A 12958-nucleotide genomic window follows, 5' to 3' on the forward strand; every position below is an offset into this window, starting at 1 on the left:
AACGCCCGGGTAAAAGGGCCCGGCCCCGTCCCCGGGCCGGCTCCGCCATTTCTGGCTATGGCCGTTCGAAAACCTTCTTCAACCCCGCCTTGAAGCGCTTGCCGTTGGCGACATAATGCGCCGCCGAGCCGCGCAACCTTGCCACGGCCGCGTCGTCCAGCACCCTGATCGCCTTGGCGGGCGAGCCGACGATCAGCGAATTGTCCGGGAATTCCTTGCCCTCGGTAACCAGCGCACCGGCGCCGACCAGGCAATTCCTCCCGATTTTCGCGCCGTTCAGCACGATGGCGCCCATGCCGATCAGGCTGTTGTCGCCGATCGTGCAGCCATGCAGCAAGGCGCGGTGGCCGATCGTGCAGCCCTCCCCGATCGTCAGCGGGAAACCGGGATCGGTGTGCATGACCGTATGTTCCTGCACATTGGTGTCGGCACCGATGACGATGGGCTCATTGTCGCCGCGGATGACGGCGCCGAACCAGAAGCCGGCATTGCGTCCGACCCTGACGTCGCCGATCAGCGTCGCATCGGGTGCGATCCAGTTCGAGTCCGCATCGGCGAAGCTGGGCTCTGTTCCATCGATCGCATAAAGCGGCATTTCTGGTCTCCGAATCGTCTCAGCCTGGCATCTCGGACCCTAGGAGACGGACCGTCCATGAGGCAATGGCAAGCACGACGACGCCCAGCGCCAAGGTCCACGCAATTGCCGTGCAGCCGCAGGACATCAGCGCCAACGTTGAAATGCGGTGCTGACGCCGGGCATCGATGGCATCGTTGACCAGCATGAAGGGTCCGGCACAGGCGGTGGCGAGCAGCGAGCGCAAGACATGTGACGGCGACACATAGGGTTCGGCGAAGGCGACCTTGCGGCCCGACGCCAGTTCCATGGCCGATCCGGCCAGCCCGCAGGCCGTCAACCCGACGGCAAAAGCAAAGAGTGTGAGTTCCAGCGGTCCCATCTTAACTTTCCGTTTACCATGAAATTGCACAGTCGTTCCATGCAGGCTGCAAGAGCCGTGCCGTGCGATGTGTGCCGCCCGGGGACACTGGAGGCGGACGGGCCGCCCGAGATCCGAGGACTGAGATGAAGCAGGCAGCGCTCGCCAACGAACTTACCGTGGTCGATTCCACGCTGATGAAGCGGGTGCTCTACGGGTTCGCGGCGCTCGCCCTGTTGTCGGTGGCGATCAGCCTTGCCGGCAAATGGTTCGGCCATTCGATCGCCATGGCCGGATACACCGACGACGCAACAGCCCACCAGGTGGTGATCGGCAACAATGTCATCACGGTCCCGGCCAATGCCATCCGTTTCGCCCAGGCCCGGCGCGACGGCATCGCCTCGCGGCTCGACCTCTATCTGCGCTATCCCCAGATGGACGGCTACAGCGAGGCCGCGCGGGATGATTTTAACCATACGGGGACAGCCAAAAGCATCGTCTTCCTGTCCTTCGAACAGCAGATGATGTCGCGTGACATGAGCGGCCGCTTCGCGCCGATCTACAGCGCGCTGATCACCCGACCCGGCACTGCCGGGCCTGGCGGCACGATGATTTATGGTTTCAACGAGAAATCAGGCTATCTGAACGAGGTGCTGGTTGTCGGCAATCGCCCCGGCAAGGAGCCGTTCGTGGCCCGTTGCCTGAGCGGGCCGAGTGCCGACCAATCGCTGGCGCCTTGCGAGCGCGACATCCAGGTCGGCGACGAACTCAGCCTCACCTATCGCTTCCCAAGGGAGTTTCTGGGCGATTGGCAGGCGCTCGATGCAGCAATCGCCACTGAAGCCGGGCGCGTTCTGAAGGCGGGACGTTAAGAACCCTTCAAGGGAACCCGGCTGGCCGGCTGCATGAAGCCGGCCGACCGCAAGATTTTCTGGCTCAGGCCAGATCGATGTCGAGAATCGCCATCGAAAAATTGTAGTCGCCGTCGTCCTCGTCCTTGAAGACGATGCCGAGGAATTCGTCGCCGACATAGACCTCGGCCGAATCGTCCTTGCGCGGCCGCGCCTTGACCTCGAGCTTGGGGTTTTGGAAGACGCGCTTGAAATAGGCGTCCAGCTTTCTGATTTCGTCCGGCTTCAACAGTCTTCTCCGATCATCGGGCTTGCTCGTTCGAACGCGCTTCTGGCACGTCGACAATGGCGATGTAAAGGCAAGCGGCCTGATTAAGGTCTGTTGATATTCACGTGAGGCCGGCCTGCAAATGGCGGTTTCCTGCGCTTCCCCGTTCTACCGCGTCGCGGTAGAACTGTGCTCACGTACCCAAACGTACGCTCCGCTCCGGTTCTCGGAACCCACCATTTTCGGCTCGGCCTGACCTGAATCTCAAAAGACCTTGGGCGAGAACAATCGCCCATGTCTGCCCACGGCCTCAGGCAGCGGACATATGACGATCAGATGTCGAAACTGACGACCTGATCCATCGTCTGCGACGGCAAAAGCTGGTCCATCTGGCGCGACGGCTGATCGCAGCCGGTCTCGCCGACGACGCGGGCCGGCACGCCGGCAACCGTCTTGTTGTGCGGTACGGGCGACAGCACCACCGAGCCGGCCGCTATCTTCGAGCAATGGCCGATTTCGATGTTGCCGAGTATCTTGGCGCCGGCGCCGATCAGCACGCCGTAGCGGATCTTGGGGTGGCGGTCGCCGCCGGCCTTGCCGGTGCCGCCCAGCGTCACGCCATGCAGGATCGACACGTCATCCTCGATGACCGCGGTCTCGCCGACCACGAGGCCGGTTGCGTGGTCGATGAAGATGCCCTTGCCGATGCGGGCGGCCGGGTTGATGTCGGTCTGGAAGACCGAGGACGAGCGGCTCTGCAGATAGAGCGCGAAATCCTTGCGCCCCTGGTTCCACAGCCAATGCGCCAGCCGATGCGTCTGGATGGCGTGGAACCCCTTGAAATAGAGCACCGGCATGATGAAGCGGTCGCAGGCAGGATCGCGATCGTAATAGGCCTGGATGTCGACACGTACCGTCGTCGGCCACTCCTTGTCGTCGGCCAGCATGGACTTGAAGGTCTGGCGGATGAGATCGGAGCCGATGTCCTGGTGCGCCAGCCGCTCGGCCAGCCGATGAATGACTGCTTCTTCCAGGCTGTCCTGGTTGAGGATGGTCGAATAGAGGAATGCAGCGAGCAGCGGGTCGCGGTTGACAGCCTCCATGGCCTCGTCGCGGATCGAACGCCAGATCGGATCGACCGGCTTCAATGCGCTGTGTCGGGAAATGCTGATGCTGTTCATCGCCGTCTCGTCCTGCGTCCTGCCTGGCTTGCCTGTTGTGCTTGCCTGCTGCCTGGCCGCACATATAAGCCAGATCATAGCACGATTGAACTCAATTTTCCTTAGTGCTTTGTCAAATGGATTTGGTTCGCGGGAATTCAAGCAGCCATGGAAAACGAACCCTTGATCGACGACGCGCTGAAAAGCGAGCTCTCAGGGCTCTACCGGGCACAGGGCCGCCACTACCACAACCTTGCCCATATCGAGGCGATGCTGGCGCTGGCTGGCGACTATCGAAGGTTGCTCGCCGATCCCGAGGCGATCGAAGCGGCGATCTGGTTCCACGATGCCGTCTATGACAGCAAGGCCAAGGACAATGAGGCGCAAAGTGCCGCCCTTGCCGAGAAAAAGCTGGCGGGCCGCGCAGCTCCTTCACGTCTCGACCGCATCTCGGCAATGATCGTCGCCACCGCCACGCACCAGGTGCCGCCGTTCGACGACGCGACGGCCACACAGGACGCAAGTCTTTTCCTGGATATGGACCTGTCGATCCTGGGTGCCGCACCGGACGCCTTCGACGCCTATGAGCGCGCCGTGCGGCGCGAGTACCACTGGGTGGAGGAGCCGATGTGGCGAGCCGGACGCAGTACGGTCTTGAAGAGTTTCCTCGCCCGCCCGCATATCTTCCACACGCAAGAGTTTCGCCAGCGCTTCGAACCGCAGGCCCGGGAAAACATCGCGCGATCGCTGGCGGCCCTTGCAAACGGCTAAGGACAATCAGGATAGGCGCCTATCACGATGCCAAGCAGCCTCGTCCCCGACTACGGCACTGCTTCTCGCTGCCCTGGCCCTCCGCTCAGAGCGGATTTTCGGCATAGAACTCCAGCACGCGCTGCTTGAAGGTCTTGTCCCCGACGGCCAGCATATGGTCCCGGCCCTCGATATGAAAAGCGCTGGCGTTCGGCATCAACGCTGCAAGCTCATCGGGCGAGCCGCCTATGTCGTCGGTGGTTCCGACGGCGACCAGCGTCGGCTGGGCGATGCGGGCAACATCCTGCTCGCTCAGCAATTCGCGCGATTTGGCGATGCAAGCCGCCAAGGCACGGCGATCGCTGCGGGTCTGGTCGGCAAAGGCGCGAAACGACCGGCCGCGCGGATGGCTGGTCGCGGCCGGATCTTCGGCAAGCAGCGCGTCGGCGATCGGGTCCCAATCGCCGACACCGTCGATCATGCCGATGCCGAGGCCGCCGAAGACCAGCGTCGCCACCTTGTCCGGATCGGACAGCGCCATGAACGCCGCGATGCGCGCGCCCATCGAATAACCCATGACGTGGGCGCGCTCGATGCCGAGATGGTCGAGCAAGGCAGTGGCATCGGAGGCCATCTTGACCGGCGTATAGTCGGCCTCATCATAGCTCTTGGACGACGCGCCGTGGCCGCGATTGTCAAAGGCGATGGCGCGGTAACCGGCATCGTTCAGCGTCTTGAACCAGCCGGGCGACACCCAGTTGACATAGTGGCTCGAAGCGAAGCCGTGGATCATCAGCACCGGATCGCCCTCCCCCGATGCTGGCTGGCGGTCGAGGAAGGCAAGGTCGAAGCCGTCATGGGTGAAAGACTGCATCTGCGATCCCGCCTGTGTGCTCAACCGCCACCGCCATTTGGCGCATCGCCATTGTCGGCTGGTGGCATGCCGGGGCCGGACACCGTGCCCACAGCCGGATGGCGCAAAAGGTCGCCATATTCGATGCCGTTCCTGGCGGCAGTGCCGGCCTTGAGCTCAAGCACGAAGCGCACCGGTACACCAGGCGAAATGACGGCGTCTGATTGCGGCTCGCCGTGCTTGACCGCCCGGATCTTGCCATCCTGGCCGACAAAAATCAGATCAAGCGGCATCGGGGTGTTGTGCATCCAGAAGCCAACCTGCTGCTGGACCTCGAAGACGAACAGCATGCCGTGGTTGTCCGCCATGTCCTGGCGATACATCAAGCCAGCCTCGCGCTCCGCGGCGGTGTCGGCGACTTCGATGGAGAAAGAGCGGTCACCGCCTTTCGTCATCACGACCAATGGCGCCGGATCGGCCGGAAGGATCATCGCCCGGCTGTCCGCCGAGGTCGGCTTTTCGGAATAGAAGTAACCACCGGCGGCGGCGATGAAGGCAATCGCGCACATCGCGCCCGCGGTCAGCCAGTTCCTGTAAGCCATTCGAGATCCTCGGCCGGAAACGCCCTAGTGCGAGACCGGCAAGGTCCCCATATCGGGGTGAATTTCGGCGGCCATAAGGCCTTTGTCGCCGCGCCCGAAACGAACCAGCACGACCTGTCCGGGCCGAAGCTCGGTGACACCGTAACGGCGCAAGGTCTCCATATGGACGAAGATGTCCTCGGTACCCTCGCCGCGGGTGAGAAAACCAAACCCCTTGGTGCGGTTGAACCATTTCACCAAGGCGCGTTCGAGACCGCTCTCCGGCGTCACCGCGACATGGGTGCGCTGCTCCTGCATCTCGGCCGGATGGACCGCGGTGGTGACATCCATGGAGAGCACACGGAAGGCCTGCAATCCGCGCTCGCCATGCTTGACGAGGCAGACCACGCGTGCGCCTTCCAGCGCCGTCTGAAAGCCGTCTCTTCGAAGACATGTCACATGAAGGAGGATGTCGCCCGAGATGCCGTCATCCGGGAGGATGAAACCATAACCCTTGGCCACATCGAACCACTTGATGGCGCCGGCTACTTCGAGCAGATCAGAAGCGTCGCCGCCTTCGTCACGCTGCAAGGCGTCGCCAAGGGTTCCGTCCCGCCCCATGAAAGAGGCCTTTTCCCCCATAAGAATGCCCCCTCTTTTCAAGAACACCGCAACTGATTCTTGCCAACAGATTAACACTGCGGCTTCCGGTGTGTGCAAGACCTGCCGTGCCTTTTTTCACGGTTCATTGGGGCAATACCGGATTTGTTCTTTGCCGGCATTGCGCACCGCCGCACGATTGCCCTTTGACAGGGCCGACCCTATGTTGCGCCGCAACGCAATTTATCGAGGAAATCACATGCGCTATCTGCACACCATGATCCGCGTCGCCGACGTCGATGCCTCGCTCGACTTCTACTGCAATAAGCTCGGCCTCAAGGAAGTGCGCCGCTACGAAAACGAGCAGGGCCGCTTCACGCTGATCTTCCTCGCCGCACCGGAAGACGAGGAGAGCGGCATCAATGAAAAGGCACCGCTGGTCGAACTGACCTACAATTGGGATCCCGAAGACTACAAGGGGGGGCGCAATTTCGGCCACCTCGCTTATGAGGTCGACGACATCTACGCCACCTGCCAGCATCTGATGGACAATGGCGTCATCATCAACCGGCCGCCGCGCGACGGCAACATGGCTTTCGTCAAGTCGCCGGACGGCATCTCGATCGAGCTTTTGCAGAAAGGCCCGGCCAAGGCCAAGGCCGAGCCTTGGGCTTCGATGGCGAACACCGGAAGCTGGTAGCCGATCACGCTGTCTTGAGCGGACAATGCCAGGCTGATGAGCCCGCTACCGTTTGGTTTTTCAGGGGCGGCGCCTATCTGTCTGGCTGAGGCGCCAGGCTTGGGCCGGCGCCCAGCCATGCAAAAGGCGCTTGCCCAGGAGAATTCATGCCGACCAGCCATGCCGACGTCGCCACCGAACATGCCAGCCGCTACCTGCAGCAGTTGTGCAAGCACTGGGCACACAAATTCCCGGTCGAGTTCGATCCCACCCATGGCACCATCGATCTCTCAATGGGCCGTACCGTCATGGATGCCGATGCCGCAGCGCTGCATGTCACGGTGTCGACTGACGAAGCAGGATCGATCGAGCGCCTGGAAAGCGTTGTCGCCGATCACATCAAGCGCTTTGCTTTCCGCGAAGAACTGACCTTCGACTGGAAACCAACTTCCGCCTAGCCGGCGAACTACTTCTCACCGGCGTGTGCGGCCATCTCCAGCAGCGCCTGCACCGAGCGCCAATTGCGCGCGGTGCCCGGCACTTTCAGCGTGCGCGGGATCAGCCCGGCAAACACCGATTTGCCCAGCCCATTCGGTGCGCTGAGGTAGAGCACATCGCCCTTGATCTCGAAGCGTTCGGGGCCGGTGCACTTTTCGGTCAGCCGCGCCACCTCATCGGCGGTCGGCTCGCGTTCCAGCACATAGGCGTGCAGCTTCGTGTGGTCCGCGGCAATTTCCGGATAGGGATTTTCGCGCACCAGCTTCTCGAACCAGGAGAGATCGCGCACCATGATGCGCGAATGGAACCCCCATTTCGTCTCGAAGGCTGCTTCGAGCAGGTTCGCCAGTGCCGCCGCGTCGCCTTTCTTCGCCCGGAACACGGCATTGCCGCTCTGCACGTAGGTGGCGACGTCGGAAAAGCCGAGGCCCTCGAAAAACGACCGCAGCTCCGCCATCTTGACGATGCGGTTGCCGCCGACATTGATGCCGGAAAACAGCGCGACGAAGATTTTTCCCGGATCAACCATTCGATCGCTCATATGATGAACCCGGCCAGTGTCTCGTTGTCGGTGATGTCCTGATACTGAACGCCCTCGGCCTCGAACTTCGCCTTGAGCAGATCGAAATTGCGACGGTCCCTGGTTTCGATGCCGATCAGCACCGAACCAAAATTGCGCGCCGATTTCTTCAGATATTCGAAACGGGCGATGTCGTCGTCGGGTCCGAGCAGTTCGAGGAAATCGCGCAGCGCGCCCGGCCGCTGCGGAAAACGGATGATGAAGTATTTCTTCAGACCCTCGAAGCGCAACGCCCGTTCCTTGACGTCCGGCAGCCGCTCGAAATCGAAATTGCCGCCCGAAACCACGGCAACGATGGTCTTGCCCCTGATCTCCTTCTTGGAGAAATCCTTGAGCGCATCGATCGCCAGCGCGCCGGCCGGCTCCAGCACGACGCCTTCGACATTGAGCATCTCGATCATGGTGGCGCAGAGCCTGTTTTCCGGGATTAGCCGCACCGTGTCGGCCGGAAAATCCTTGAGATGACGCAACGGCTCGCGGCCGATCTCGGCCACCGCGGCGCCATCGACGAAATTGTCGACCTTGGCGAGCTTGAGCCGTTTCCCCGCCGCGAGGCTCTCGCGCAGGCTCGGCGCGCCTGCCGGTTCGCAGAAGACGAAGCGTGCTTCCCTGCCCTGATCGGCGAAATAGTGGGTGACGCCCGCGGCAAGTCCGCCACCGCCGACCGGCAGCATGACGATATCGGGCATGCGGGCGCCCGGCATCTGGTCCGCGATCTCGTAGGCGACGGTTGCCTGGCCCTCGATGATGTCCTTGTGATCGAAAGGCGGCACCATATGGGCGCCGGAACTGTCGGTGAATTCCAGGGCAGCGCGATAGCAATCGTCGAAGAAATCGCCGACCAGTCTGATCTCGATGAAATCGCCGCCGAACAGCCTGGTCTTGTCTATCTTCTGCTGCGGCGTCGTCACCGGCATGAACACGACGCCTCGCCTGCCGAAATGGCGGCAGACGAAAGCAAAGCCCTGCGCGTGGTTGCCGGCGGACGCGCAGACGAACAGTTCGGCCTCGTTGCCGGCCGCCAGTGTCTTGCGGAAGAAATTGAAGGCGCCGCGGATCTTGTAGGAGCGGACCGGCGACAGATCCTCGCGCTTCAACAGCACCCGCGCACCGGTCTTTTTCGACAGATAGTCGTTTTCCTGTAGCGGCGTTTCAGGGAAGATCTGGCGGATCGCGGCGGCAGCGGCAGCAACGCGGGAAGAGAAACTGTTCATCGGAAACCACCCCTGGGGAAAATCACCTTGCGTTGCATGCTGTCCGCGGATCTCTATCATTAATCGGGTCGCGAACGTTCGGTTGTTGAGCGCCATGACCAGGTGCGGCGCGAGCCCGCCTATCACATATCCGGCTCCCCAGCGCCATCGTCCATCATTTACGTCCTTCCGGGCGGAAATTTTGCGAAATATTTTCAGCTACTTGCGGGTGCATTCTCATGCCCCCTCGCATCGGGCGGTATGAAATCGCTATCTCCGCGGGGATTGGAGGGCCGGCGGCGACGCCGCTCATTGCGCACATCACGCAGCCGTTTCCCGCCATTTTGGCTTTCGCGCAACACTGCGATGGCCGCAGCGGGGCGCCGATCACATTTCGACTCGACAGGACTTAGTTCTGCCGCACTCTGCCTGTCCGGGAGGTATCGTGAGGATAGACAGGCCTTTCGGCCGGAGTTGGAAATTCAGGCGTGCCTTTGAAGAAGATTTTTACCGTTGTCCTGGCCTTGTTCGTCGCCGGCTGCGCCGGCCAGCAAACACAGGAATTGCTTGGCAGCGCCATGGTGTCGGCGCCGGTGACGGAGATCGCCGGCAACCACTCGATCTTCATCGCCACGACGCGCAAGAAATCCGACGATCCCAACAAGGTTTTCGACGGCGAACGGTCGGCGACGCTGAACTATGCCCGCGTCAACGTCACCGTTCCGGGGCTTCACAAGACCGGCCAGATCGAGCGCCGCTCGCGCGGCAAGTCGGACGACCCGGCCAAATATTTCATGGCCTCCGAGGTCGTCGGCTACGACACGCAGCCGAAATTCTCCAGCGCGCTCAACGCCGACATCGCGGCGCGCGGCGGCCGCGTCATGGTCTTCGTGCATGGCTACAACACCGGCTTCGATGCCGCCGTCTATCGCCTGACCCAGATCGTCCATGATTCCGGCTATCCCGGCACGCCAGTGCTGTTTTCCTGGGCATCGGGCGCCAGGACCACCGACTATGTCTATGACAAGGAAAGCGCCAGCGCTGCCCGCGACCAACTGGAAGTGACGCTCAGGATGCTGGAGCAGTCCGGCGCGCGGCGCATCGACATCGTCGCACATTCGCTCGGAACCTGGGTCACCATGGAAACGCTGCGCCAGATGGCCATCACCGGCGATCGCGATCTCGGCGGTAAGCTCGGCGACGTGGTGCTGGCCTCGCCCGACATCGATGTCGACGTGTTCAAGAGCCAGATGCGGCGCTATGGCAAGCCCGACAAGCCGTTCATCCTGCTGTTGTCGGACGACGACCGTGCGCTGCGGCTCTCCGGCCTGATCGCCGGTTCGCGGCCGCGTGTCGGCGACTACAAGGATGCCGCCGATCTTGCCTCTTATGGCGTGACGGTCGTCGACCTGTCCAAGGTCAAGGGATCGGACAGCTTCAACCATACGAAGTTCGCCGACAATCCGACGCTGGTGAAGATGATCGGCCAGCGGCTGCGCGAGGATGACGGCTTTGCCAGCGACCGTGATGTCACCGACCGCATCAGCCTGCTTGGCCAATAGGTGCGGTCTCGCGGCCATGCCTGCCCGGCATCGCGGACGTATGGATTCACTTTGAACTGGACCGCGCCGGTCTCTGGCCTTATCGGAATAGCCAGCGACGTCACGCGTTTGACGTCCCCTTTTGCGGGAGCCTGCGTGTGACCGTGCGTTCGAAGAGCTACCTCGTCGTTGCATTGGCGCTCGCTGTCACCGGCTGCGCTGGCGGGAAAACGCACGACCTGCTCAACAGGACGACGGTCTCGGTGCCCGCATCCGACATCGCGGCCACGCATGAAATCTTCGTCGCCACCACCCGCCAGAGGGCAACAAAAGAGCCGCGACAGGTTTACGACGGCGATCGCTCGCTGACCACCAGCTTTGCCCGTGTCGACGTCACCGTTCCCAAAAGCCATCAGGTCGGCGCCATCGAGCGGGCCAAGGGATCGGCAAACAGCAATCCTGCCAAGGATTTTACCGCCAAGGACGTCACTTTCTATGAGGGCGCGCCCCAGTTCGCCAAAGCGGTCGGCGCCGACATTTCCATGCGCGGCGACCGTGCGCTGGTTTTCGTGCACGGCTTCAACAACGGTTTTGACGACGGCATCTACCGGCTGACGCAGATCGCCCACGACACCAAATATCCCGGCACCCCGGTGCTGTTCTCCTGGGCTTCGAGCGGCAAGACCACGGGTTACATCTACGACAAGGAAAGCGCCAACGCAGCGCGCGACGACCTCGAGGCGACGCTCCGGATGCTGGCCAAGACAAAGGTCAAGAGCATCGACATCATCGCCCATTCGATGGGAACCTGGGTGACCATGGAGGCGCTGCGCCAGCTTGCCATCACCGGCGACCGGGATCTCGGCGGCAAGCTGGGCTATGTCATCCTGGCCTCGCCCGACATCGATGTCGACGTCTTCAAGAAGCAGATGATCCGCTACGGCAAACCCGACAAGCCGTTCGCCATCCTGCTCTCTGCGGATGACCGGGCTCTCAAGCTCTCGTCCCTGATCTCGGGCGACAAGCCGCGCGTCGGCGACTACGGCAACGCTGCAGACCTCGCCAGCTATGGCGTGTCGGTGGTCGATCTTTCCCAGGCCAAGGGCGGCGACCGCCTCAACCACGCCAAATTCGCCGACAACCCGATGCTGGTGCAACTGCTCGGCGACCGGCTGCGGGCGCCGGCGGGCCTCGCCTCGGACGAACCCGACCCGACACAGCTCAACAATCTCGGCCAGGGCCTCGGCAAGGCCGTCGGCTCGGTCGCAGAGATCGTCATCACCACGCCGTTCAAGGTGCTGACCATCGCCACCGGCGGGTGAGCCAGCGGGCGACATTGGCCCTAGGATTGTTGAGATTCGAGAACCGGAGCGGAGCGTACTTAAGTACGTGAGCACCGGAAGCGCAGAAAATCGCTACTTGCAGGCCGGCATGGCCTGAATAGCAACAATCCTAGACGAACAGATCGACCTTCTGGAATGTCGTCACATCGATCAGGCCGACGTCCGAAATCCTGAGCTCCGGAATGACGACCAGCGCCAGCAGCGAGTGCTGCATGTAGGCGTTGTTCAGCGAACAGCCCATCTTGCGCATCGCCTCGGTGAGCTTCTCGGCCTTGGCCGCGACGATTTCCGCCCGTTCGTCCGACATCAGGCCTGCGATCGGCATTTCGACCAGCGCCAGTTCCTTGCCCTTGGAGAACAGCACGACGCCGCCACCGACCGCGCCCAGACGGTTTACCGCCAGCGCCATGTCCTGCTTGTTGGTGCCGACGCAGATGATGTGGTGGGCGTCATGCGCCACGCTGGACGCCATGGCGCAGTCGCCCATATAGCCGAAGCCCGAAACGAAGGCGTTGGTGACGCCGCCCGTGCCCCTGTGACGCTCGACCAGCGCGATCTGGCAGATGTCGTTGCGGCGGTCCATTGCGACCAGCCCGTCCTCGACCGGCAGATCTGCCTCCAGCGCGCGCGTCGGCGCCTGGTTCTCGATGACGCCGATGACACGCACCCGAACCTCGTTGGCGCCCTTGGGGGCGGCGATATCGAAGTCGTCGCCCTTCAACTTCTTGCCGAGCTTGACGGTGTTCTTCGCCGTCCGGGGGTAATCATAGGCCGGAATGTCGATTTCGAGCTTGCCGCCCTTGGCCACCCTGACGCCGCGTGCATAGACCTCGTCGATGGTCATTGCGGCGAGATCCGAGACGATCAGCAGGTCGGCCAGCCGGCCCGGCGCGATCGAGCCGATCTCGCGCTCCAGTTTGAAATGCTGGGCGGTATTGAGCGTCGCCATCTGGATCGCCGTCACCGGTTTCAATCCCTGTTGGATGGCGTGGCGCACCACGCGGTCCATATGGCCTTCCTGGACCAGCGTGCCGGAATGGCTGTCGTCGGTGCACAGGATGAAGTTGCGCGGGTCGATGCCGCCCTCGGTCACCGCCTTGATCTGCGAGGCGACGTCGTACCAGGC

16 protein-coding genes are annotated in these 12958 nt (G+C 62.3%); 6 read left to right on the forward strand and 10 right to left on the reverse strand.

The window, feature by feature from the left end:
• Nucleotides 1-55: 55 nt before the first annotated feature.
• Together EN955_RS29860 and EN955_RS29865 are read right to left on the reverse strand one after the other, a co-directional pair.
• Nucleotides 56-595 carry a gamma carbonic anhydrase family protein gene (locus tag EN955_RS29860; protein WP_024503875.1) on the reverse strand — a complete coding sequence of 180 codons (540 nt, stop codon included), beginning with the start codon at nucleotides 593-595 and terminating at the stop codon, nucleotides 56-58.
• A 19-nt stretch (nucleotides 596-614) separates the two neighbouring features.
• A complete protein-coding gene (locus EN955_RS29865; RefSeq protein WP_024503874.1) occupies nucleotides 615-956 on the reverse strand; it encodes a hypothetical protein in 342 nt (113 codons plus the stop codon).
• A gap of 125 nt (nucleotides 957-1081) precedes the next feature.
• On the opposite strand from EN955_RS29865, the gene EN955_RS29870 reads away from it, so the two are divergent.
• Nucleotides 1082-1807 (forward strand): hypothetical protein, encoded by a 726-nt coding sequence (locus EN955_RS29870; RefSeq protein WP_024503873.1) that lies wholly within the window; start codon nucleotides 1082-1084, stop codon nucleotides 1805-1807.
• A 64-nt stretch (nucleotides 1808-1871) separates the two neighbouring features.
• Here EN955_RS29870 and EN955_RS29875 read toward each other — a convergent pair whose 3' ends face one another.
• Complete coding sequence (locus EN955_RS29875; protein ID WP_013531334.1) at nucleotides 1872-2075, reverse strand: DUF3126 family protein; 204 nt, start codon at nucleotides 2073-2075, stop codon at nucleotides 1872-1874.
• A 311-nt stretch (nucleotides 2076-2386) separates the two neighbouring features.
• Nucleotides 2387-3235 carry a serine O-acetyltransferase gene (gene cysE, locus EN955_RS29880; protein ID WP_013531333.1) on the reverse strand — a complete coding sequence of 283 codons (849 nt, stop codon included), beginning with the start codon at nucleotides 3233-3235 and terminating at the stop codon, nucleotides 2387-2389.
• A gap of 147 nt (nucleotides 3236-3382) precedes the next feature.
• On the opposite strand from cysE, the gene EN955_RS29885 reads away from it, so the two are divergent.
• A complete protein-coding gene (locus EN955_RS29885; protein WP_024503872.1) occupies nucleotides 3383-3985 on the forward strand; it encodes a hypothetical protein in 603 nt (200 codons plus the stop codon).
• An 85-nt stretch (nucleotides 3986-4070) separates the two neighbouring features.
• On the opposite strand, the gene EN955_RS29890 is transcribed toward EN955_RS29885, so the two are convergent.
• Genes EN955_RS29890 through EN955_RS29900 form a run of 3 tightly spaced genes read right to left on the reverse strand, consistent with a single transcriptional unit; the run spans nucleotide 4071 to nucleotide 6019 of the window.
• On the reverse strand, nucleotides 4071-4838 hold the full coding sequence (locus tag EN955_RS29890; protein WP_024503871.1) for an alpha/beta hydrolase: 768 nt from the start codon (nucleotides 4836-4838) through the stop codon (nucleotides 4071-4073).
• 20 nt (nucleotides 4839-4858) lie between these two features.
• Nucleotides 4859-5419 (reverse strand): DUF192 domain-containing protein, encoded by a 561-nt coding sequence (locus EN955_RS29895; RefSeq protein WP_024503870.1) that lies wholly within the window; start codon nucleotides 5417-5419, stop codon nucleotides 4859-4861.
• A gap of 24 nt (nucleotides 5420-5443) precedes the next feature.
• Nucleotides 5444-6019 (reverse strand): cold-shock protein, encoded by a 576-nt coding sequence (locus EN955_RS29900; RefSeq protein WP_024503869.1) that lies wholly within the window; start codon nucleotides 6017-6019, stop codon nucleotides 5444-5446.
• A 238-nt stretch (nucleotides 6020-6257) separates the two neighbouring features.
• Here EN955_RS29900 and gloA point away from each other — a divergent pair, with 238 nt between their 5' ends.
• Both gloA and EN955_RS29910 read left to right on the forward strand, forming a co-directional pair.
• Nucleotides 6258-6698: a lactoylglutathione lyase gene (gene gloA / locus EN955_RS29905; protein ID WP_013531328.1), complete on the forward strand. Its 441-nt coding sequence runs from the start codon at nucleotides 6258-6260 to the stop codon at nucleotides 6696-6698.
• A 146-nt stretch (nucleotides 6699-6844) separates the two neighbouring features.
• Nucleotides 6845-7135 (forward strand): DUF2218 domain-containing protein, encoded by a 291-nt coding sequence (locus EN955_RS29910; RefSeq protein ID WP_024503868.1) that lies wholly within the window; start codon nucleotides 6845-6847, stop codon nucleotides 7133-7135.
• A gap of 8 nt (nucleotides 7136-7143) precedes the next feature.
• Here EN955_RS29910 and EN955_RS29915 read toward each other — a convergent pair whose 3' ends face one another.
• Both EN955_RS29915 and ilvA read right to left on the reverse strand, forming a co-directional pair.
• On the reverse strand, nucleotides 7144-7704 hold the full coding sequence (locus tag EN955_RS29915) for a DUF1697 domain-containing protein (RefSeq protein WP_024503867.1): 561 nt from the start codon (nucleotides 7702-7704) through the stop codon (nucleotides 7144-7146).
• A gap of 8 nt (nucleotides 7705-7712) precedes the next feature.
• The gene (gene ilvA / locus EN955_RS29920) at nucleotides 7713-8969 is read right to left on the reverse strand and encodes a threonine ammonia-lyase IlvA (protein ID WP_024503866.1); all 1257 of its coding nucleotides are present in this window, start codon (nucleotides 8967-8969) and stop codon (nucleotides 7713-7715) included.
• Between the two features lie 467 nt (nucleotides 8970-9436).
• On the opposite strand from ilvA, the gene EN955_RS29925 reads away from it, so the two are divergent.
• A complete protein-coding gene (locus EN955_RS29925; RefSeq protein ID WP_013531324.1) occupies nucleotides 9437-10510 on the forward strand; it encodes an alpha/beta hydrolase in 1074 nt (357 codons plus the stop codon).
• 137 nt (nucleotides 10511-10647) lie between these two features.
• Nucleotides 10648-11811, forward strand: a complete 1164-nt coding sequence (locus EN955_RS29930; RefSeq protein ID WP_024503865.1) for an alpha/beta hydrolase — start codon at nucleotides 10648-10650, stop codon at nucleotides 11809-11811.
• 130 nt (nucleotides 11812-11941) lie between these two features.
• Here EN955_RS29930 and EN955_RS29935 read toward each other — a convergent pair.
• On the reverse strand, nucleotides 11942-12958 hold a 1017-nt coding region (locus EN955_RS29935; RefSeq protein ID WP_164769925.1), incomplete at its 5' end, for an adenine deaminase C-terminal domain-containing protein.

Source organism: Mesorhizobium sp. M7A.F.Ca.CA.001.04.2.1, from assembly GCF_003998485.1.
In the GTDB taxonomy this organism is placed as follows: Bacteria; Pseudomonadota; Alphaproteobacteria; order Rhizobiales; family Rhizobiaceae; genus Mesorhizobium; species Mesorhizobium ciceri.

Bases quoted from the DNA above. Each gene is read 5' to 3' on its own strand.
- EN955_RS29860 (WP_024503875.1), bottom strand. From the start codon at position 595: ATGCCGCTTTATGCGATCGATGGAACAGAGCCCAGCTTCGCCGATGCG.
- EN955_RS29865 (WP_024503874.1), bottom strand. From the start codon at position 956: ATGGGACCGCTGGAACTCACACTCTTTGCTTTTGCCGTCGGGTTGACG.
- EN955_RS29870 (WP_024503873.1), top strand. From the start codon at position 1,082: ATGAAGCAGGCAGCGCTCGCCAACGAACTTACCGTGGTCGATTCCACG.
- cysE (WP_013531333.1), bottom strand. From the start codon at position 3,235: ATGAACAGCATCAGCATTTCCCGACACAGCGCATTGAAGCCGGTCGAT.
- EN955_RS29885 (WP_024503872.1), top strand. From the start codon at position 3,383: ATGGAAAACGAACCCTTGATCGACGACGCGCTGAAAAGCGAGCTCTCA.
- EN955_RS29890 (WP_024503871.1), bottom strand. From the start codon at position 4,838: ATGCAGTCTTTCACCCATGACGGCTTCGACCTTGCCTTCCTCGACCGC.
- EN955_RS29895 (WP_024503870.1), bottom strand. From the start codon at position 5,419: ATGGCTTACAGGAACTGGCTGACCGCGGGCGCGATGTGCGCGATTGCC.
- EN955_RS29900 (WP_024503869.1), bottom strand. From the start codon at position 6,019: ATGGGGCGGGACGGAACCCTTGGCGACGCCTTGCAGCGTGACGAAGGC.
- gloA (WP_013531328.1), top strand. From the start codon at position 6,258: ATGCGCTATCTGCACACCATGATCCGCGTCGCCGACGTCGATGCCTCG.
- EN955_RS29910 (WP_024503868.1), top strand. From the start codon at position 6,845: ATGCCGACCAGCCATGCCGACGTCGCCACCGAACATGCCAGCCGCTAC.
- EN955_RS29915 (WP_024503867.1), bottom strand. From the start codon at position 7,704: ATGGTTGATCCGGGAAAAATCTTCGTCGCGCTGTTTTCCGGCATCAAT.
- ilvA (WP_024503866.1), bottom strand. From the start codon at position 8,969: ATGAACAGTTTCTCTTCCCGCGTTGCTGCCGCTGCCGCCGCGATCCGC.